General features: G+C 65.2%; 16 protein-coding genes and 1 other RNA gene. 9 read left to right on the top strand and 8 right to left on the bottom strand.

Translation table 11 applies throughout. The features are described from left to right. Positions 1-15 precede the first annotated feature (15 nt). A complete protein-coding gene (locus RN347_RS16845; protein ID WP_311959011.1) occupies positions 16-1,209 on the top strand; it encodes a glycosyltransferase family 4 protein in 1,194 nt (397 codons plus the stop codon). Here RN347_RS16845 and RN347_RS16840 read toward each other — a convergent pair. Further along, positions 1,191-1,907: a 3-deoxy-D-manno-octulosonic acid kinase gene (locus RN347_RS16840; protein WP_311959009.1), complete on the bottom strand. Its 717-nt coding sequence runs from the start codon at positions 1,905-1,907 to the stop codon at positions 1,191-1,193. The genes RN347_RS16845 and RN347_RS16840 overlap by 19 nt on opposite strands. On the opposite strand from RN347_RS16840, the gene RN347_RS16835 reads away from it, so the two are divergent. The 3 genes from RN347_RS16835 to waaA are packed head-to-tail and all read left to right on the top strand — an operon-like array spanning position 1,906 to position 5,754. Further along, a complete protein-coding gene (locus tag RN347_RS16835; RefSeq protein ID WP_311959007.1) occupies positions 1,906-3,000 on the top strand; it encodes a glycosyltransferase family 9 protein in 1,095 nt (364 codons plus the stop codon). The genes RN347_RS16840 and RN347_RS16835 overlap by 2 nt on opposite strands. After that, entirely contained in the window at positions 2,990-4,420 is a 1,431-nt protein-coding gene (gene hldE / locus RN347_RS16830; protein ID WP_311959004.1) for a bifunctional D-glycero-beta-D-manno-heptose-7-phosphate kinase/D-glycero-beta-D-manno-heptose 1-phosphate adenylyltransferase HldE, read from the top strand. The genes RN347_RS16835 and hldE overlap by 11 nt, the downstream gene beginning before the upstream one ends. After that, positions 4,420-5,754, top strand: a complete 1,335-nt coding sequence (waaA, locus tag RN347_RS16825; RefSeq protein WP_311959002.1) for a lipid IV(A) 3-deoxy-D-manno-octulosonic acid transferase — start codon at positions 4,420-4,422, stop codon at positions 5,752-5,754. Before hldE ends, waaA begins: the two co-directional genes overlap by 1 nt. Here waaA and rpiA read toward each other — a convergent pair. Beyond that, positions 5,751-6,422, bottom strand: coding sequence for a ribose-5-phosphate isomerase RpiA (gene rpiA / locus RN347_RS16820; RefSeq protein ID WP_263585708.1), 672 nt, complete (start codon positions 6,420-6,422; stop codon positions 5,751-5,753). The two genes, waaA and rpiA, sit on opposite strands and share 4 nt — an antisense overlap. Positions 6,423-6,577: 155 nt before the next feature. Between rpiA and ilvA the strand changes: the two genes are divergently transcribed. Then, positions 6,578-8,092: a threonine ammonia-lyase, biosynthetic gene (gene ilvA, locus RN347_RS16815; protein ID WP_311959000.1), complete on the top strand. Its 1,515-nt coding sequence runs from the start codon at positions 6,578-6,580 to the stop codon at positions 8,090-8,092. A gap of 413 nt (positions 8,093-8,505) precedes the next feature. Here ilvA and RN347_RS16810 read toward each other — a convergent pair whose 3' ends face one another. From RN347_RS16810 to RN347_RS16800, 3 genes are all read right to left on the bottom strand, one after another. Beyond that, complete coding sequence (locus RN347_RS16810; RefSeq protein WP_311958998.1) at positions 8,506-9,138, bottom strand: 5-formyltetrahydrofolate cyclo-ligase; 633 nt, start codon at positions 9,136-9,138, stop codon at positions 8,506-8,508. Position 9,139: 1 nt separating this feature from the next. Further along, positions 9,140-9,323: non-coding RNA, 6S RNA (ssrS, locus tag RN347_RS16805), on the bottom strand. Positions 9,324-9,384: 61 nt separating this feature from the next. After that, positions 9,385-9,693 carry a cell division protein ZapA gene (locus RN347_RS16800; RefSeq protein ID WP_263585711.1) on the bottom strand — a complete coding sequence of 103 codons (309 nt, stop codon included), beginning with the start codon at positions 9,691-9,693 and terminating at the stop codon, positions 9,385-9,387. A gap of 188 nt (positions 9,694-9,881) precedes the next feature. Here RN347_RS16800 and RN347_RS16795 point away from each other — a divergent pair, with 188 nt between their 5' ends. The 4 genes from RN347_RS16795 to RN347_RS16780 all read left to right on the top strand — a co-directional run bounded on the left by RN347_RS16795 (position 9,882) and on the right by RN347_RS16780 (position 14,462). Then, entirely contained in the window at positions 9,882-10,460 is a 579-nt protein-coding gene (locus tag RN347_RS16795; protein WP_263585712.1) for a YecA family protein, read from the top strand. 28 nt (positions 10,461-10,488) lie between these two features. Then, positions 10,489-11,829: a Xaa-Pro aminopeptidase gene (pepP, locus tag RN347_RS16790; protein WP_311958992.1), complete on the top strand. Its 1,341-nt coding sequence runs from the start codon at positions 10,489-10,491 to the stop codon at positions 11,827-11,829. A gap of 71 nt (positions 11,830-11,900) precedes the next feature. Next, the gene (gene ubiH, locus RN347_RS16785; protein ID WP_311958989.1) at positions 11,901-13,130 is read left to right on the top strand and encodes a 2-octaprenyl-6-methoxyphenyl hydroxylase; all 1,230 of its coding nucleotides are present in this window, start codon (positions 11,901-11,903) and stop codon (positions 13,128-13,130) included. Positions 13,131-13,205: 75 nt separating this feature from the next. Beyond that, a complete protein-coding gene (locus RN347_RS16780) occupies positions 13,206-14,462 on the top strand; it encodes a UbiH/UbiF/VisC/COQ6 family ubiquinone biosynthesis hydroxylase (RefSeq protein WP_311958987.1) in 1,257 nt (418 codons plus the stop codon). Between the two features lie 10 nt (positions 14,463-14,472). On the opposite strand, the gene RN347_RS16775 is transcribed toward RN347_RS16780, so the two are convergent. The 3 genes from RN347_RS16775 to gpmI all read right to left on the bottom strand — a co-directional run bounded on the left by RN347_RS16775 (position 14,473) and on the right by gpmI (position 18,565). Next, positions 14,473-15,771, bottom strand: a complete 1,299-nt coding sequence (locus RN347_RS16775; protein ID WP_263585716.1) for a S41 family peptidase — start codon at positions 15,769-15,771, stop codon at positions 14,473-14,475. 80 nt (positions 15,772-15,851) lie between these two features. Continuing rightward, entirely contained in the window at positions 15,852-17,003 is a 1,152-nt protein-coding gene (locus RN347_RS16770; protein ID WP_311958983.1) for a peptidoglycan DD-metalloendopeptidase family protein, read from the bottom strand. Further along, a complete protein-coding gene (gene gpmI / locus RN347_RS16765; protein WP_311958980.1) occupies positions 17,000-18,565 on the bottom strand; it encodes a 2,3-bisphosphoglycerate-independent phosphoglycerate mutase in 1,566 nt (521 codons plus the stop codon). The genes RN347_RS16770 and gpmI overlap by 4 nt, the downstream gene beginning before the upstream one ends. Positions 18,566-18,604: the final 39 nt, after the last annotated feature.

Genomic DNA, 18,604 nt, shown 5'->3' with positions numbered 1-18,604 from the left:
AGAAGGCGGGGCGTAATGGCCAAGGGTTTAGAAACTGACGGTGTAGAAGCTGGCGGTGCAAACACAGAGGGCGACCACCCGGCGGGTGGAAAAGCGGCGAAGGTGCTACAGCTTTGCATGTCGGATGGTAAGGGCGGCATGGAGCTCTACGTCGACCGGGTCATCGAGGATCTGCACGCAGAAGGGGTCGAGGTCATCGGCATCTGCCTGCGCCAGACCCGTATCGAAACCTACTTCCAGCGACACGGCGTGGCCTTCAAGGCGTTTTCGAGCAACCTGGATGCGCTGAAAAGTGTCTGGCGTATCCGCCGCTGGCTGATCGATGAAAACGTACGCATCGTCCACTGTCACAAGTCGAGCGACTTGCGCCTGACCGCCCTTTTGAAGCTGCTGCTGCCGAACCTTCGCGTACTCTATACCGACCACGTGGGCGGCCAGCGCGCCAAGAAAAGCCCCTATCACCGCTTCGCCTATCGAAACGTCGACTACGTGCTCTCCATCAGTCAGGCAACCCACGCACGCAACGTCAACAACCTGCCGGTGCCGCGCGAGCGCGTGATCTGCCTGCCCCACGGCGTCAATATCGATACCTACCACCCGGTAACGGATAGGGCGAGCATCGCCGCCAAACGCGCCGAACTCGGCATTCCCGAATCAGCGGTGGCGATCGGGCTGCCCGGGCGGGTGACGCCAGGCAAGGGGCAGGACGTGTGGGTGAAGGCGCTTTTGGCGCTACCCCAGGAGCTCGACTTCTTCGCGGTCTCGATTGGCGGGACCGACTACGCCTCCGGCGGCACCGAGGAGTTCTATCAAACGCTCGTGGAGCTGATCGACGGCACACCGCTTGCCGACAAAATCCGCTTTTTAGGCCACCGCTCGGATCTCACCGAGATCCTGCCGGTGCTCGATCTGGTGTGCATTCCCTCGGAAAACGAGGCGTTTGGCCTGACGATCATCGAGTCCATGGCGTGCGCCATGCCGATCATCGGCTCCAATACCGGCTCGCTGCCCGAACTCGTCGACGCGGACTCGGGCGTGCTGGTGGGGCCTTTCGATGTCGACGCCTGGCAACGCGCCATGGCCGCGCTCATTGAAGACGATGCGCGCCGCCGGGCGATGGGGGCGGCGGCGCGTACACGGGTCGAGCGCCACTTCAGCAACAGGCAGCACGTCAAACGCTTGATGGGCTACTACGACGCGCTGGCGTAGCCCGCCGAAATCGCCGCCAGAACGGCGTCGGTCGCTGCGCTGAATTTGGCCACCGAGCGCGCCAGTCGTTCGAGATTGTCCGTCTGCCACCTGCCCGGCTGGCGAAACCGGCAGCGGTCGAAGTCGATCAGCCAAGGCGTATTCTCTTCGTCGATCAGGATGTTACGAGCGTTGAGGTCGACGTGGTCGAGCCCGCTCTTGTGAAAGCGCGCGATCATCTCACCCACCCGTTCGAGCAGGGCTTCATCGACGCTTTCCTCGGACAGGCGCGACGCCAGCGCCCGGGCGCCTTCGATGCGCACGGTGATCAGCGCGGCCTGGTAGACGAGACCTTCGCGCTTCACCCCGGCGGCCACCGGGCGGGGCACCGGTAGGCCCTGATCATAAAGCGCGGCGGTCAGGCGCAGTTCACGAAAGGCGCGGGTGCGCTCGACGCCGAGCCACAGGTAGCGCTTTTGGCACAGATGGGCGACGAGCCCGCCGCGCCGGTAAGGGCGCAGCACCCACTGCTCGTTGCCGCGGTCGATGAACAGGCTTTCGCCGCGCCCCGGCGCCTCGCCGGTGACCAGCCCCGCCCGGCGCCACGCTTGCCCGTCGAAGAGCGCGGGCCCGGGTTGGTGTGGCGCCGCGTCGTCACTTAAACTGTCCACATCGTGTAGAATCAGCCAATTTTTTTGCCGGAGTGCCGCTAAGCGCATGAAGCCCTCTCTGCCCAAGGATCCTCGTCATATTGCCATCCTGCGCCTTTCCGCGCTGGGCGACGTGTGCAATCTCGTGCCCACGGTGCGCGCGCTGCAGCGCCAATGGCCAAAGGCGCGCATTACCTGGATCATCGGTAAAGGCGAGCACAGTCTACTGGCGGGCCTGTCCGGGGTCGAGTTCGTCGTCTTCGACAAGGCCACGGGTCTGGCCGGCATGCGCCGGATCTGGCGCGAGCTCGCCGATACGCGTTTCGATGTGCTTTTGCACATGCAGCAGGCGATTCGCGCAAGCGTGTTGTCGCTCGGGCTCAAGGCGAAGGTCCGCGTGGGCTTTGACAAGGCCCGCGCCAAGGATTTCCAGCACTGGTTCACCCAGCGCCAGATCACACCTCGCAACAATCCTCACGTGCTCGAATCCTTCATGGATTTCGCCCGCCTGCTCGGCGTCAGTGACGACCGCCTGATGTGGGATCTGGCCATCCCCGACACCGCCTACCAGGAGGCGCGGGCGCTGGCGGGCGAGGCGCCCTATATCGTCATCAACCCGTGCAGCAACCCGCGGCTGCGCAATTTTCGCAACTGGTCGGTGAAAGGGTATGCCAGCGTCATCGAGCACGCCTTTACCCACCACGGCTTGAAAAGCGTGCTGACTGGCGGCGGCAGCGCCGCCGAGCGTGAAATGGGGGATGCGATCGAGGCGCTCTGCCAGCCCGGCAGCGTCGTCAACGCGATCGGCGGCACCTCCTTGAAAGGGGTGCTGGCGCTGATCGATGAGGCGTGCGCGGTGATCGCCCCGGACACGGGCCCGGCGCACATGGGTAACGCCTTGGGCACGCCGACCCTCGGGCTCTACGCCACGACCAATCCGCAGCGCGCCGCGCCCTATTTGTGGCGCGATTTCGCCGTCAACGCCTACCCCCAGGCGGTGCGTGCCTATCTGAATAAATCGGTGGGAGAGGTGAGCTGGGGTCAGCGCGTACGTCACGCCGACGCCATGGACCTGATCAGAACCGACGAGGTTATCGAAAAGCTCGACGCGCTGCTCGAGCACACCCGACCCACCACCACGGGGCCTACCAATGAAAGTTGATCTCAACGCGCTTGCCCGCGCCCGCGTGCTGGTCGTGGGCGATGTCATGCTCGACCGCTACTGGCACGGCAGCACCTCGCGTATCTCGCCGGAGGCGCCGGTGCCGGTGGTCCGCGTGGACGGCGCCGACGACCGCCCGGGCGGGGCGGCCAACGTCGCGCTCAACGTCGCCTCGCTCGGCGCCCAGGTGTCGCTTGCCGGCGTCGTGGGCCGCGACGAGCACGCCATTTTGCTCCGCAATGCGTTGTCTGATGCTGGTGTGAGCACTCACTTCCAGGTAAGCGAGGCGCTTCCCACCATCACCAAGCTGCGCGTCATGAGCCGCAACCAGCAGCTCATTCGCCTCGATTTCGAACAAACGCTGGCCGGTACCGACACCGACGAGCTGCTTGGGCGGGTGGAGGCGGCGCTGGCGGACGTCGACGTGATGATCCTCTCGGACTACGGCAAGGGCACGCTCAACCAGGTCGAGCGGCTGATCCAGATGGCCAACCGGTTGGGCAAGACGGTGCTGATCGACCCCAAGGGGGTCGATTTCACCAAATACCGCGGGGCGAGTCTGATCACGCCCAACCTGGGCGAGTTCGAGGCAGTGGCCGGGGTGTGCGATTCGGATGAGGCGCTGGAGCGCCGGGGCGAGGCGCTGCGCGCCGAGCTCGAACTCGAGGCGCTGTTGATCACCCGCAGTGAAAAAGGCATGACGCTGATTCGCCGCGACCAAGCGCCTCTGCACCTGCCCACCCGGGCGCAGGAGGTGTTCGATGTGACCGGCGCCGGCGACACCGTGATCGCGCTTTTAGGGCTGGCGCTGGCGGCGGGCAGTACACTTCCGGACGCGATGATGCTGGCCAACCTGGGCGCGGGGCTCGTCGTCGCCAAGCCCGGCACCGCCACGCTCAGCGTCGAGGAGCTTTCGCGCGCCCACTACGGCGACCGGCCCGCCGAGTTCGGCGTGACCGACAAGACGGCGCTTTGCGAGGCCGTACGCGCCGCCCACGGCCGCGGCGAGCGGGTGGTGATGACCAACGGCTGCTTCGATATTCTGCACGCCGGCCACGTCAGCTACCTGGAACAGGCCAAGCGGCTGGGTGACCGGCTGATCGTTGCGGTCAACGACGACGCCTCCATTCGCCGTTTGAAAGGCGAGAAGCGCCCGATCAATCCGCTCGAGCGGCGCATGCAGGTGCTGGCCGGACTCGGCGCGGTGGACTGGGTAGTGCCCTTTAGCGAGGACACCCCGCAGGCGCTGATCGAGGAGGTGCTGCCGGACATTCTGGTCAAGGGCGGCGACTACCGCGTGGACGAGATCGCCGGCCATCAGGCGGTGCTGGCCAACGGCGGCGAAGTGAAAGTGCTCGGCTTCGAGGACGGCGTCTCCACCTCCGCCATGATCGACACCATCCTCGAGCGCGAGCGCTGATGCCCGCGCCGCCGACCGAGTCCGGCGCCCGTCAGCGGCTGGCGCGGGGGCTGTATTCGGCGGCGCTCTACGCGCTCTCTCCGCTGATTTTTCGGCGTATCTGGCGTGAGCAAGTGCCCACTCACCCGCGCCGCCAGCGCCTGGGCTTTGGCCTGGGCGTGCTCCCGCCCACCCCCAGGATCTGGCTGCACTGCGCCTCCGTTGGCGAGGTGCGCGCCGCAAAAGCCTTGATCGAGGCGCTGCTGGCGCGCTACCCGCGCCACAGCCTTTTGATCACCACCATGACTGCGACCGGCGCCGGCCAGGTACAGGCGCTGATCGATGCTCAAACCGAGACAACGCGGCCGCGGCTGGCCCACCGCTTTCTACCGCTGGATTTTCCCGGCGCGGCGCGGCGCTTTGTCGCCCGCGTGAAGCCGGCGATGGCGCTGATGTTCGAAACCGAGCTCTGGCCGAACCTGCTTCACGCCTGCGCCCGGCGCGGCGTGCCGGTGGCGGTGGTCAACGGGCGCCTCTCGGAGCGAGCGTTTTCGCGCTATCGCCGCATTCGCCCGCTGATGGCCGGCGCCCTTGCTAACGTCGACTGGCTAGCGGCGAAGTCCGTCGCCGATGCCCACCGCTTCCAGGCCCTGGGCGCACCCAGGCGCGTCAGCGTGATCGGCTCGCTCAAGTTCGACGTGGCCGTCAGCGATAGCCGTCTTGAAGAGAGTAAGCGCTCACTACTTGGCAAGAGCGACCGCCCGGTATGGGTGGCGGGCTCGACCCGGGACGGCGAGGAGGCGCTCATCCTGGGCGCCCACCGGGCGCTGCGCCAGCGTTTTCCACAGGCGCTTTTGATTCTTGTGCCGCGCCACCCTCAGCGCTTTGACGAGGTGGCCGCGCTTTGCGAGCAAGAAGGCTGGAGAACGGCGCGGCGAAGCGAGAACGCCGCTGTTGCTGATGACGTCGCGGTCTATCTGGGCGATACGTTGGGCGAGCTCGCCACGCTTTACGCGGCGGGGGACGTGGCGTTCGTGGGCGGCTCGCTGGTAAAGCTTGGCGGGCACAACGTACTCGAACCCGCCGCCCTGGGCCGGCCCGTGCTCTGCGGGCCGTCGCTCGAGAACTTCATCGACGTGGCCGAGCCGCTTTTGCAGGCGGGGGCGCTCGAGCAGGTCGAGACGCCGGCGGCGTTGGCATCGGCGGTCGCGGCGCTGCTAAACGATCCCGCGCTTGCCAACGCGCGGGGCCAGGCCGGCATTGAGGTCATTCGCGACCATCAGGGGGCGCTGTCGCGCACGTTAAAGGGGCTCGACGCGCTGCTTTCTCGGGATGGTGAAGGCCCGGTGAGTTAGCGCTCGCTTCGCTCGACGCCCTTGTCGGTGCCCAGCAGCAGCACGTCGGCGCCGCGAGCGGCGAACAAGCCGTTGGTAACCACGCCGACGATGGCGTTCAGGCGCGCTTCCATCGCGACCGGGTCGTCGATCGCCAGATCATAGCCATCGATGATCTGGTTGCCGTTATCGGTCACTACGCCCTGACGATACACCGGGTCGAAGCCCAGTTTGACGAGTTCCCGAGCGACGTACGAGCGCGCCATGGGGATCACCTCGATGGGGAGCGGAAAGCGCCCCAGCGTCTCGACGCGTTTGGAGCCGTCGGCGATGCAAATGAAGCGCTCGGCGCAGGCGGCCACGATCTTTTCACGCGTCAGCGCCGCACCGCCGCCCTTGATCATGTGAAAGTGAGCGTTCACTTCGTCGGCGCCGTCTATATAAAAGGGCACCGATCCCACTTCGTTGAGTTCGAATACCTCGATACCGAGCGCCTCGAGGCGCGCTTTCGAGGCGTCCGAGCTTGCCACCGCCCCCTTGAAGCGATCACGCAGCGGTTTCAAGCGGTCGATGAAAAGATTCGCCGTCGAGCCGGTACCGATCCCCAGCACGGTGTTGGCTTCGAGGTGCGGGGTGATTTCGTCGATGGCGGCATCGGCGACGGCGGCTTTGAGTTCGTCCTGGGTCATGAAAGGCTCCGGGCAGTGATAGGCGGCGCCAGTATAGCGTTTCTGGCGCGATCTGTTGATGCGCGCCTATAACGCTGGACGCGACCAGGTGCGATCTGCTACCAATAAAGGCTTTTCTCTCGGCCCCTGGGCCTTTTTACCGTCTGGATATCCGCATGCTCGAAGCTACCGTCAAAAAGATCCTCCAGGCCCGCGTGTACGAAGCGGCCTGCGAGACCCCCATTTCACCCGCCCCCTTTTTGTCGCGTCGCTTTCACAACCAGATTCTGATCAAGCGCGAGGACCTGCAGCCGGTTTACTCGTTCAAGATTCGCGGCGCCTACAACAAAATGGCTCAGCTTTCCGAGGAGCAGAAAGCGAAAGGCGTGATCGCCGCCTCTGCCGGCAACCACGCTCAGGGGCTGGCCATGGCGGCGAAGCTGATGGGGGTGAAGGCGACCATCGTGATGCCGCGTAGTACCCCGGAGATCAAGGTGCAGGGCGTGCGCTCGCGCGGGGCGCGCGTGGTGCTCAAGGGCGACGCCTTTTCTGACGCCGCCGCCCACGCCCAGGAATTGATCGCCGAGCACGGCTACACCTACATTCCGCCCTTCGATGATATCGACGTGGTGGCGGGCCAGGGCACCATTGGCGTGGAGATTCTGCGCCAGCATAGCGGCCGCCTCGATGCGATCTTCGTGCCTGTCGGCGGCGGCGGGCTGATTGCGGGCGTGGCCGCTTATGTTAAGTACCTGCGCCCGGATATCAAGGTGATCGGCGTCGAGGCCGAGGACAGCGCCTGCCTCAAGGCGGCGCTGGCCGCCGACGAGCGCGTGGTGCTCGACCAGGTCGGCACCTTCGCCGAGGGCGTGGCGGTGTCGCAGATCGGCGAGGTGCCCTTCAATCTGGCCAAAACGCTGATCGACGACGTCATCACGGTCAACTCCGACGAGATCTGCGCGGCGGTGAAGGATATCTTCGAGGATACCCGGGCGGTATCGGAAACCTCCGGAGCGCTGTCGCTGGCCGGCTTGAAAAAGTACATTCAGCAAACCGGCGCCGAAGGGCAGACGCTTTTGTGCATCAACTCCGGCGCCAACACCAATTTCGACCGGCTGCAGCATATTGCCGAGCGCACCCAGCTTGGCGAGCAGCGTGAAGCGATTCTCGCCGTGACCATTCCCGAGAAGCCCGGCAGCTTCAAGAAATTCTGTCATACGCTTGGCCGGCGCATGGTCACCGAGTTCAGCTACCGCTACGCCGACGACAGCGATGCCCACATCTTCGTTGGCGTACAGATCAAACCCGGCGGCGAGGACCGCCGCGCCGTCATCGACCGGCTGGTTGAAGGCGGCTACCCGGTGGAGGACCTGACCGATAACGAGCTCGCCAAGCTGCACATTCGCCACCTGAGCGGCGGACGCCCCAGCGAGCGCTTTGAGGAAGAGCTCTACCGTTTCGAATTTCCCGAGCGCCCGGGCGCTTTGATGAATTTTCTCACCCAGCTGCCCCACGACTGGAATATTTCGCTGTTTCACTATCGCAACCACGGCGCCGCCTATGGGCGTGTGCTGGTCGGTATGCAGGTGCCCGCCGATGACCGCACCCACGTGGCCGAGTATCTCGACGCCATCGGCTACCGCTACTGGCAGGAGAGCGACAACCCGGCCTACAAGCTCTTCATGGCCTGAGTTTGTTAGCACTCACTAACCTTCTGCTTCACGCCGTTCGCGTTATTCTGGTGCATGAAAATGCTGGGGGGTGATCAAAAAAGTGGGCCGTAGGCTATTGTCAACGCCCCGCCATTGGCCCTATAGTCGACTTCGAAAATTAGTCAAGCCAGCCATCCTTGAAACCACCTATTGATGACTGGCTTTAGGGCATCGGTCATCATAAAAACGTTGGAGACAAGGCATGCGGCGTAGGAAGCCTGACGTAGTAATGGCGTTGACGGTCGTCTTTTTGTTGGGGGTACTGGTCACCGGATACGCACAGGCGCTGGCAGGAAGTTGATCGTTGCAAGGGCGGCGCTTTCAGCGCTGACCTCGATATAAAAAAAGGGCCGATCGCTATCGGCCCTTTTTTTGTGGCGCTCATTAAGCGTTCAGCCATTACCGCGGCGAACGATCCCCTGATCGCTCACCACCGCATCCAGCGGAATATCCCAGGGCTCGAGTTCGAGTTTATTCACCTGCTGGCAGGCGTGGGCCACGCCGATCAGCGCGGGTTTGGGGCCCGGGCGGCGCATGAAAGCGAGCGTGCGATCATAAAAGCCGCCACCCATGCCCATCCGGTTGGCCTCTCCATCGAAGCCGACCAGCGGCACGATCAGCGTATCCAGCGCCCAGGCGGGAATCCGGTTTTGTCGCCGCGCGCCAAAGCGCGTGCAGGGCTCAGAAATGCCGAAGCGGTTTTCGACCATCGGGGTGTCGTCGTCAAAGCGCACGAACCAGAGCGCGTTGTGGCTCAAGGGGCGCAGTACCGGCAGATAAACCGTTACCCGGCGCTGTTGCAACCAGCCAAGGAGCGGAGTCGGGTCGATTTCGCCGCCGACCGGCAGATAAAGGCTTACGCGCCTGGCGCGCTGAATCTCGGGAAGGGTGTTGAGACGCTGACAAAGCGAGGTCGCCGCCGTTTGCTGCTCGGCATCGCTCAAGGCACGGCGCCTTCGGCGAAGCTCGCGGCGCAGGGCGCGTTTGTCGAGGTGATCGGTATCGGTAACGGAAGGATCAAGCATGGTGTTCCCCAGAGTGCCGCTGTCGTTCTGGCCCTGAACCTACTGGTTCAGAGTGGGTGGCCGCAGCCAAACCGTCAGGCTTTCCGACGCACGGACATGCACACGGGTCTGGCTAGCATTTGGCCCCCTGGGTACTGCGCATAGGCTCGAGGGACTATAACGACTGGCGCACACTCCAGAGAACCGCTTCATCTTAACAGAGCGAGCGCCGATGCCATAGGTTTGGGCCCGGTTTGTGCGAAGGCGTCAGGATTTTTCGACGGGGCGGGCTTTTTGCAGCGCTTTTTCCAGCCGGTCGTGCAGCCGATTAAGGCTCGCCTCGCCGGCGCGGTGCTCGTCGAGCGCCTCTAAAAGCTCGTGGGTGATGTTCAACGCCGCCATGATGGCGATGCGCTCGCTGCCCAGCACGCTGCTTTGCGCATGAATGCCCTGCATGGCGCGGTCCAGATAGCGAGCGGCGCGTTCAAGCTTGGCCTGCTCGCCGGTATCGCAGGCGATCATGTAGCCGCGACCCAGCAGGGTAATTTCTTTGGTTGGCCGCTTGGCGTTACTCATCGAAGACTCCGGCACGGGCACGTCAGGGCCCGAATGCGTTAACATCACGGTATAGAAAGGAGGGGCGGCGTTCACTATAAGAGAGCGGCTTGCGCGGGGTCAACGCGCTTTCCCGCCGAGGCGCCGCCCATCGATCCTCCTTCGCTTTTTCGACACCCCTTCGTTCACTGCCCAAAGCGAGAGCCCCCATGTCCCTCATCGAGCAGCGCCAGGACTTTTCCGACGTGGCCGACGTCTTTCTTCTTCACGGCAGCATGCAGTCGCCTGCCTTTCTCGACGGCCGGCTCTGCGCGCTTCTAGCCCTTCGTGACGTCACCGCCGAAAGCTGGCTCGAGGAAGTCTGTATGAGCCTGGGCGTCGAGCAGCCCAGGGATCCACAGAGCGCCGAGCGCCTGCTCGGCTGGCGCCGGCAAACCCTGGACGCGCTCAGCGCCAACGACTTGAACTACGCCCCGCTGCTGCCCGACGAGCTCTTCTCGCTCGGCGAGCAGGCTCAGGCACTCAAGGAGTGGGCGCTGGGCTTTACCGAGGTCATCGAGGAGGTCGCCGACGAGGCGCTGAAAAAGCGCTGGTCGCAGCCGCTCAAGGAGGCCATCGACGATCTCGCAAGCTTTGGCCAGATCGAGACCGACATCGACGACAGCCCGGAAAACGAGAACGACCTGTTCGCGCTCTCCGAGCACGCGCGCATGGCCGCGATGCTGCTCTACACCGAGCAGCACCCGGGCCAACCCCAGGTCGAGCAGACCGACGCCCCGGTCCACTGAGTTTTTCCGGCCGTTCAAAGGAGCTTCAATGTCATTCGATACGCTTTCGCGCCCCGCCGCGATCACCCTTGACGAGTACCGCGCCCGCCGTGAGGCGCTGATGGCGAAATTACCCGACGGCGCAGCGCTGATCGTGCCCGGCGCTTCGCTCACGACTCGCTCGAACGACAGCGAGTATCCGTTTCGCCAGCAAAGCGATTTTTTTTATCTGACCGGCATCAACGAGCCCGACGCGCTACTTCTGCTACTGCCCGGCCGTGAAGCGGGTCAAAGCGTCGTGTTTTGTCAGGATCGCGACCCAACGATGGAGGCCTGGACCGGGCGGCGGCTGGGCGCCGAGGGCGTCATGGCCGAGCACGGTATCGACCAGGCGTTTGAAAACGCCGAGCGCGACGACTTCCTGCTGGCAATGCTCGAAAGCCGCACGCTGCTCTACGCACCGCTGGATCACCCCGAGGCTCAGGCCATTGCCGAAGAGGCACTTGCCCAGGCCCAAAAAGGCCAGCGCCGCGGCAAGCCGATGCTCAAGGGCTGGCTCGACAGCCGCGCGCTGATCCACGAGCTGCGGTTGATCAAAAGCCCGGCGGAGCTTGCGCTTTTACGCCACGCCTGTCGCATTTCCGCTCGCGCGCACTGTCGCGCGATGCGCACCTGCGCCCCCGGGCTCTTCGAGTACCAGCTGCAGGCCGAACTCGAGCACGAATTTCTCTGGCACGGCGGCAGCGGTCCCGCCTACAGCACCATTGTGGGCGGCGGCGCGAACGCCTGCGTGCTGCACTATATTGAAAACGCCGACGCACTCGAGAAGAACGCGCTGGTACTGATCGACGCCGGCGCCGAGTTCGATCTTTACGCCGGCGACATCACCCGCACGTTCCCGGTCAGCGGCCGTTTCAGCGAGGCTCAGCGCGCGCTTTACGAGGTGGTGTTGGGGGCCCAGCAGCGCGCCGTCGCTGCCGTGGTGCCCGGCGCCACGCTTGCCGATATCCACGCGGGTGTCGTCGAGGATCTCACCCGCGGGCTGATCGAGCTGGGGCTTCTGGACGGTGAAGTGCAGGCGCGTATCGACGATGAAAGCTACCGGCGCTTCTATTTGCACTCCACGTCCCACTGGCTGGGCCTCGACGTTCATGACGTCGGTACCTATCGGCTCGACGAGCAGACGCCGCGCCCGCTCGAGCCCGGCATGGTCGTGACCGTCGAGCCCGGCCTCTATATTCCCAGTGACGACGATCTGCCCGCCGCCTACCGCGGCATCGGCATTCGTATCGAGGACAACGTGGCCGTCAATGAGAAGGGCGGTGAAATATTGACCAGTGACGTTCCCAAGCGGATAGACGAAATCGAAGCGCTGATGGCTAAAAAGTAATCAGTTTTAACATGCCAAAAATACCGTTATGTAAAGGATTACGAAATTACATTTAATCACGGAGGCTTTCGATGCCCGCGAATGTGCCGGAAAATGCATTAAAAACGGCTGCTTACGATATCGTGATCGTGGGGGGCGGGCTGGTGGGGGCAAGCCTTGGCTGCGCGCTGGCGCCGCTGATCGAACGCTTTGCCCTGCGGGTGGCGATCGTGGAGGCCGCGGCGGTGCCGAAAGCCGATGAGCTCACCTGGCAGCCGAGCTTCGACGCCCGCGCCAGCGCCATCGCCGCGGGTTCCGCTCAGCGCTTTCGCGAGCTCGATGTCTGGCCGGCGATGCAGCGTGAAGCCTCACCGATTTCGCGCATTCATATCAGCGAGCGCGGCCGCCTGGGCGCCACTCGCCTGTCCGCCGCCGAGGTAGGGGTCGAGGCGCTTGGCTACGTGATTCCCAACGCCTGGATGGGGCAGGTGCTGCATCAGCGGCTTAATGAGCTTTCCATCGACTGGTACTGCCCGGCCACGGTCGACACCATGACTGCCGTCGAGGGTGGCCACTGCCTAGCGCTTTCCACCGGGGATCGGCTCCATGCCCGCCTGACCGTGCTGGCCGATGGCGGCCGTTCCGGGCTCAAGGAGCAGCTGGGTATCCAGAGCGAGCGCCGCTCCTACGAGCAGACCGCAGTGATCGCCCACGTCGGCATTAGCCAACCGCACAAGGGGGTGGCCTTCGAGCGCTTCACCAGTGAAGGGCCGATTGCGCTATTGCCGCTGCCTCACCAGGCGATGGAACTGATCTGGACCCACCAGGGCGGTGAGGAGCGCTCGAGGCTTTCGCTTGGTGACGGCGCGTTTCTGGATCAGCTCCAGCGCGCTTTCGGTGACCGGGTGGGGCGTTTCACCAAAGTCGGCAAGCGCTTTAGCTATCCGCTCTCGCTGGTCACCGCTCGTGAATCGGTGCGTCCGGGGTTGGCGGTACTCGGCAACGCCGCCCACGCGCTGCACCCGGTGGCGGGCCAGGGCTTCAACCTGGCGCTGCGCTCGGTGATGGACCTGGTCGAGGCGTTGGAAGAGGGCCGCGAGCAGGGCCGCGACTTCGGTGACATGCAGACGCTGCTCGCGTTCGAGAGCCGTCGGGCGAAGGATCGCGCCAACGTGATTCGCTTTAGCGATAGCCTGGTGCGGCTGTTCGGCGCCTCGTTTCCGCTCTTGCCTCATGCCCGCGCCGCCGGGCTCATTGGCCTCAATTTGGTCGGGCCGCTGCGCCGGGGGCTGGCGCGCCGCGCCATGGGCCTCGAGCGCTAGCGCTTATACTCGTCATTCACGATTCACGATTCACGATTCACGATTCACGATTCACGATTCACGACAGGAAGCGGTATGCAGACCCAACAGGCGTCACCCGGCAGTACCTTCGAGCAGTTTGACGCCGTCATCGTCGGCGCCGGCATGGTGGGCACGGCGCTGGCGGGGCTTCTGGCCGGCGCCGGCATGCGCACCGCGCTGGTCGAGTCGCAGGCTGCGCCGCTCGAGTTGAGCACCCTCGACACGCGCACGCTCGCCCCAAGGGTGAGCGCGCTAACGCCGGTGTCCCAGCGGCTGTTGAAACATCTCGGCGCCTGGGACGACATGGCGGCCACGCGGGTAACGCCGTATCGCTACATGCATGTGTGGGACGGCGAGGGCAGCGGCAGCATCCACTTCAGTGCCGACGAGGCGGGCACGCCAGTGCTTGGGCATATCGTCGAAAACGGCGTGACGCTGGCCGCGCTCAATCGCCACGTGCTGCGGCTTCCGACGCTGAGCCTCTTTTTTGGCGCCGAGGTTGCCGCGCTGCAAACGACGGCCAAAGGGCGCAGCCTGGTGCTCAAGGATGGGCGCGAGCTCAATACGCCGCTGGTCATCGCCGCCGACGGCGCCCGCTCGGCGCTTCGCGCGCTGGCCGGTATCGAGGTGGCAGAAGAGTCCATGGAGCAGGACGCGGTGGTGACCACCGTGCGCTGCGAAAAGCCCCACGGCGGCACCGCCCGCCAGGTCTTCGTCGATGGGCGGCCATTGGCCTTTTTGCCGCTGACCGACGGCGACGACGCGCGCTACTGCTCGATCGTCTGGTCGACGACGCCGGCGCACGCGCAGCAGCTCCAGGAGCTTTCCCGCGACGCGCTGGGCCAGGCACTACAGGAGACGTTCGGCCCCTCGCTTGGGCGTATCGAGGTACTGGACGACGCTTACCGCTTTGCGCTCATCCAGCGCCACGCCAAACGCTACGTGCTGGATCACTTCGCACTGGTCGGCGACGCTGCGCACACGCTACATCCGCTGGCGGGCCAGGGCGTGAATCTTGGGTTGATGGATGCAGCCGTGCTGGCCGAAGAGGTGGTGCACGCCTGGCGGCGCGGCGCCCCCTGGGGGGAGCGCGCCACGCTTGCGCGTTACGAGCGCCGGCGGCGCTTCGACAACGCCGCCATGCTCGCCTTGATGAAGGGGTTCAAGCAGCTCTTTGGCAGCCGCTTGCCGGCCCTGACGCTGGCGCGCAACCTCGGCATGAGCGCGATGAGCCAGGCAATACCGCTCAAGCGGCTGATCATGCGTCAGGCCACCGGCGAGCGCGGCCGCCTGCCGCGCTCATGTCGCTAACCCGGCAGGGTTAGCGGCGCCGGTCGACCACGTTGAGCGCTTTCAACAGATTCAGCGCTTCGCTGAGCTGGTAGTCGTCGCGCAGCCGCTCGGAGAACTCGCCGCGATCGGGCGTGCCGCCGGCCTGGTTATTCAGATGGCCGTCGAGGTCGATTTCGCGAATTTCGCGGCGCCCTTCGGCGACTTCCAGCCGCCCGCGCACGACCTCGACGTCCGGCTCGATGCCTTGGGCCTGGATCGAGCGGCCGTTGGGGGTGTAGTAGAGCGCGGTGGTGAGCTTCAAGCCTTCGCCGTTACCCAGCGGCATGATCTGCTGCACCGAGCCCTTGCCGAAACTTTCGGTACCCATGATGATGCCGCGGCGCTGATCCTGCAGGGCACCGGCCACGATCTCGGCGGCGGAGGCGCTGCCGCCGTTGATCAACACCACCAGCGGCGTATCGCGGGCAGGTGTTGCCGGGTTGGCAGAGAACGACATCTCGGTGTTGGCCAGACGCCCTTCGGTGTAGACGATCAGCCCGCTGTCGAGAAACAGATCCGCCACGCCCACCGCCGACTGCAGCACGCCGCCGGGGTTGTTGCGAAGGTCCAGCACCAGCCCGGCAAGCGGCTGCTCGCGGCTCATGCGTGAGAGCGCATCAGCGGCCTGCTCCGGGGTGCGCGACTGGAACTGGCTGATACGCAGGTAGCCGTAGCCGGGCTCTAAAAGCTCGTGCTTGACGCTTTCGCTGCGAATCACTTCGCGGGCCAGGGTGATTTCGCGCGGGCTGTCCTCGCCGGCGCGCAGAATACTCAGCGTGAGCTCGCTTCCGGGCTCGCCGCGCATCAGCGTGACCGCCTCCTGCAGCGACAGGCTCTCCGTCGGCGTGCCGTCGATGGCAATGATCAGATCGCGGGCGAGCAGCCCGGCCTGGGAGGCGGGCGTGTCGTCGATCGGCGTAATGACCATCAGCTGGCCATCCTCGTTACCCACCTCGATGCCGATGCCGCCAAACTCGCCCTCGGTCGATTCGCGCAGGCTCTGAAACTCGTTGACGTCCAGGTAGGCGGAGTGCGGGTCGAGCTCGCTCAAAAGCCCGCGCATGGCGTTGCGCAAAAGCGTTGCGTCGTCCACCTCTTCGACGTAGCCGCGCTTGATGCGCTCGAACACCTCAGCGAAGGTCTGGATCTCCTCGAGGGGCAGCGCCTCTGGCGCGCCGTTGGCGGGCTGCGCCCAGAGCGGCAGCGGCGCGCCGAGCAGCGAAAGCGAAAGCAGGGGCGCTATCAGCCGCCTGGCGGGGGCCAGTACTTCGTTCACAGTTAGCGTCATGCAGACTCCGCAAGGCAGAAGGCGCCGGGGTAGCGCGTGTAGTGAAGTGTCGTCGTATCGTGTCGTGCCAGCTTATCCCGTCAGCGGCGCGCAATCCAACGCTCGGGATTAATCGGCTCGCCACGGTTTCGTACCTCGAAGTAAAGCGCGGCGCGGCGCTGGCCGCCACTATTTCCGACGCGGCCGATCTCTTCGCCGGCGCCGACGGCCTGGCCCGCCCGGGCGCTGAACTGCTGCAGGTGAGCATAAAGCGTCATCACCTGGTCGCCGTGGTCGATGATCAACAAATTGCCAAAGCCGCGCATCCAGTCGGCGAACACCACCCGGCCTTCATGCACCGCGGTGACCGGCGTGTTGGCGCCGGCCTCGATGACGATGCCGTTATAGTGGACGCCGTCCTGGCCGCGAAAGCCCGCGCTGATCGCGCCCTGAACCGGCCAGGGCAGATCGCCCTGGGTGCGGCCGATGTGGGTGGTCGGCGTGGCCTCGGCCAGCCGCGCCATTTCCGCCTGGATACGGCGAAGCTGCGCCTCGGCCTCTTCGCGAGTCTGATTGAGATCCGCCAGCCGGTCGGCTTCGCTTTCGTAGCGATCGTCGAGCGTGGCGACCACGCTCTGGCGCTCGGCGCTGGTCTCGGCAAGCATCGCGCTCTGCGTCTCGAGCTCCTCGGAAAGCGTGGCCAGCTGGCTCTGGCGCTGGTCGAGCTCGGCTTCCGTGTCGGCAAGCGCGGTGTCGAGGCGCGCGAGCTCATCGAGCTTGGCCTCGCGCGCGCGCGTCAGACGGTTCAGGTACGCCTGCATGCGGTCGAGCTCCGCCGGGTCGCTCTGGTTGAGCAGAAGTTTCAGCTGCGGGGTCGGCCCCAGGCGGTAAAGCGCGGCGAACTGCTGCGCCAGCGCGGTAACCTGGACGCTGCGCTCGGCCTGCAAACGGTCGCGGTGGCGGCGAAGCGTTTGGGTTTCGTCGTCGAGCGTGCGCCGCTCGGCCTGCAGGCGATCGAGGCGTTGGTGGGTCTGGGCAAGCTCGGTTTCCACCGCCTGAAGCTCGCGCTCGGCGCTGTCGCGCGCCTGGCCGGTGTTTGAAAGCCGCGTGTTGAGCGACTCGATCTGCTGGCCCAGGGCGTCGAGCTGCTCGCGGGCGGCGCGCTCGTCCTGGCCAAGCGCGCCGCCCGCGAGCCCTAGCGCGCTCAGCAGGGCAACGCAGCGCGCCGCCCGCCTGGCGAGCCGTGGCCTCATTCGTCGAAGGTAAGTAGCGGCGTGCCGGTCATCGCCTCGGGCACGCTTTGGTCCATCAGGGTCAAAAGCGTGGGCGCCAGGTCGCATAGCCGGCCTTCAGCGAGGCGCGCCGGGCGCTCACCGACATACACCAGCGGCACCACGAAGGTGGTGTGCGCGGTTTGCGGCGCGCCGGTCTCCGGGTGGATCATCTGCTCGGCGTTGCCGTGGTCGGCAGTGATCAGGCAGGCCCCGCCGGCGCGCTCGATCGCCTCGACCACGCGGCCCACGCAGGTGTCCACGGTTTCGATCGCCTTCACCGCGGCGTCGAAGTCGCCGGTGTGGCCGACCATGTCACCGTTGGCGTAGTTGCACACGATGAGATCGAAGCGGTGGGCGTCGATCGCCTCGACCAGCGCCTCGGTGATCTCGAAGGCGCTCATCTCGGGCTTCTCGTCGTAGGTCTTCACGTCGCGCGGCGAGGGCACGAGGATACGCTCTTCACCCTCGTATTCGGCCTCGAAACCGCCGGAGAAGAAGAACGTCACGTGGGGATACTTCTCGGTTTCGGCGATACGCAGCTGCGAAAGCCCGCGCTTGGCGACCACTTCACCCAGGGTATCGGTCAGATCCGTCGGCGGGAAGGCGGCGGGGGCGTCGATGTCCGCGGCGTAGCGGGTCATCATCACCAGGCCCTGGCCGGCCAGTTTTGGGCGCTGCTCGCGGGTAAAGCCGTCGAAGGCGTCGTCGGTGAAGGCGCGGGTCAGCTCGCGGGCACGATCGGAGCGGAAGTTCAGAAACAGCGCCGCGTCGCCATCGGCAATCGCTACGCCCTGGCCTTCCTTGCGTACCTGGCCGGCTTCGACGAACTCGTCGGTTTCGCCGCGAGCGTAGGCGGCTTCCAAAAGCGCCTCGGCGCTTTCGGCGGTGTGCTCGGCATCGCCCTGGGTAAGCAGGCGGTAGGCCTTCTCGACCCGCTCCCAGCGGTTGTCGCGGTCCATGGCGTAGAAGCGCCCGATGATCGAGGCGACGAAGCCGTTGTCCGCACCGACCAGATCAGCCAGTTTGGCGTTAGCCCGCTCGATCGACGAAAGCGCACTTTTCGGCGCGGTATCGCGGCCATCCAGAAAGGCGTGCACGTAGATGCGCGTGGCGCCGCGGCTGGCGGCAAGCTCGGCCAGCGCTAAAAAGTGATCTTCGTGGCTGTGCACGCCGCCGGGCGATAAAAGCCCCAGCAGGTGCACCGCGCGGCCCTGGGCGATTGCTTCATCGATGGGCGCGGTGAGCGCCTCGATGCGCGCAAGCTCGCCTTCCTTGATTGCCTTGGTGATGCGGGTGAAATCCTGATACACCACGCGTCCCGCGCCCAGATTCATGTGGCCGACTTCGGAGTTGCCCATCTGGCCGTCGGGTAGGCCCACATGCTCGCCATCGGTGTGTACGAAAGCGTGGGGACGCTGGGCCCAAAGTGCATCCATGACCGGCGTATTGGCGGCGGCCACGGCATTGTGTGCGGCATCCGGGTTATGGCCGTAACCGTCCAGAATGATCAGCGCTACCGGGCGCGGGGTCTGTGTTGCCATTGAAGCCTCGTCGTATCGGATGGTCGTTCAAAGTGGTCG

The sequence above is a fragment of the Halomonas sp. PAMB 3264 genome (assembly GCF_031954245.1).
In the GTDB taxonomy this organism is placed as follows: domain Bacteria; phylum Pseudomonadota; class Gammaproteobacteria; order Pseudomonadales; family Halomonadaceae; genus Vreelandella.
This window is presented reverse-complemented; position numbering and strand designations above follow the sequence as displayed.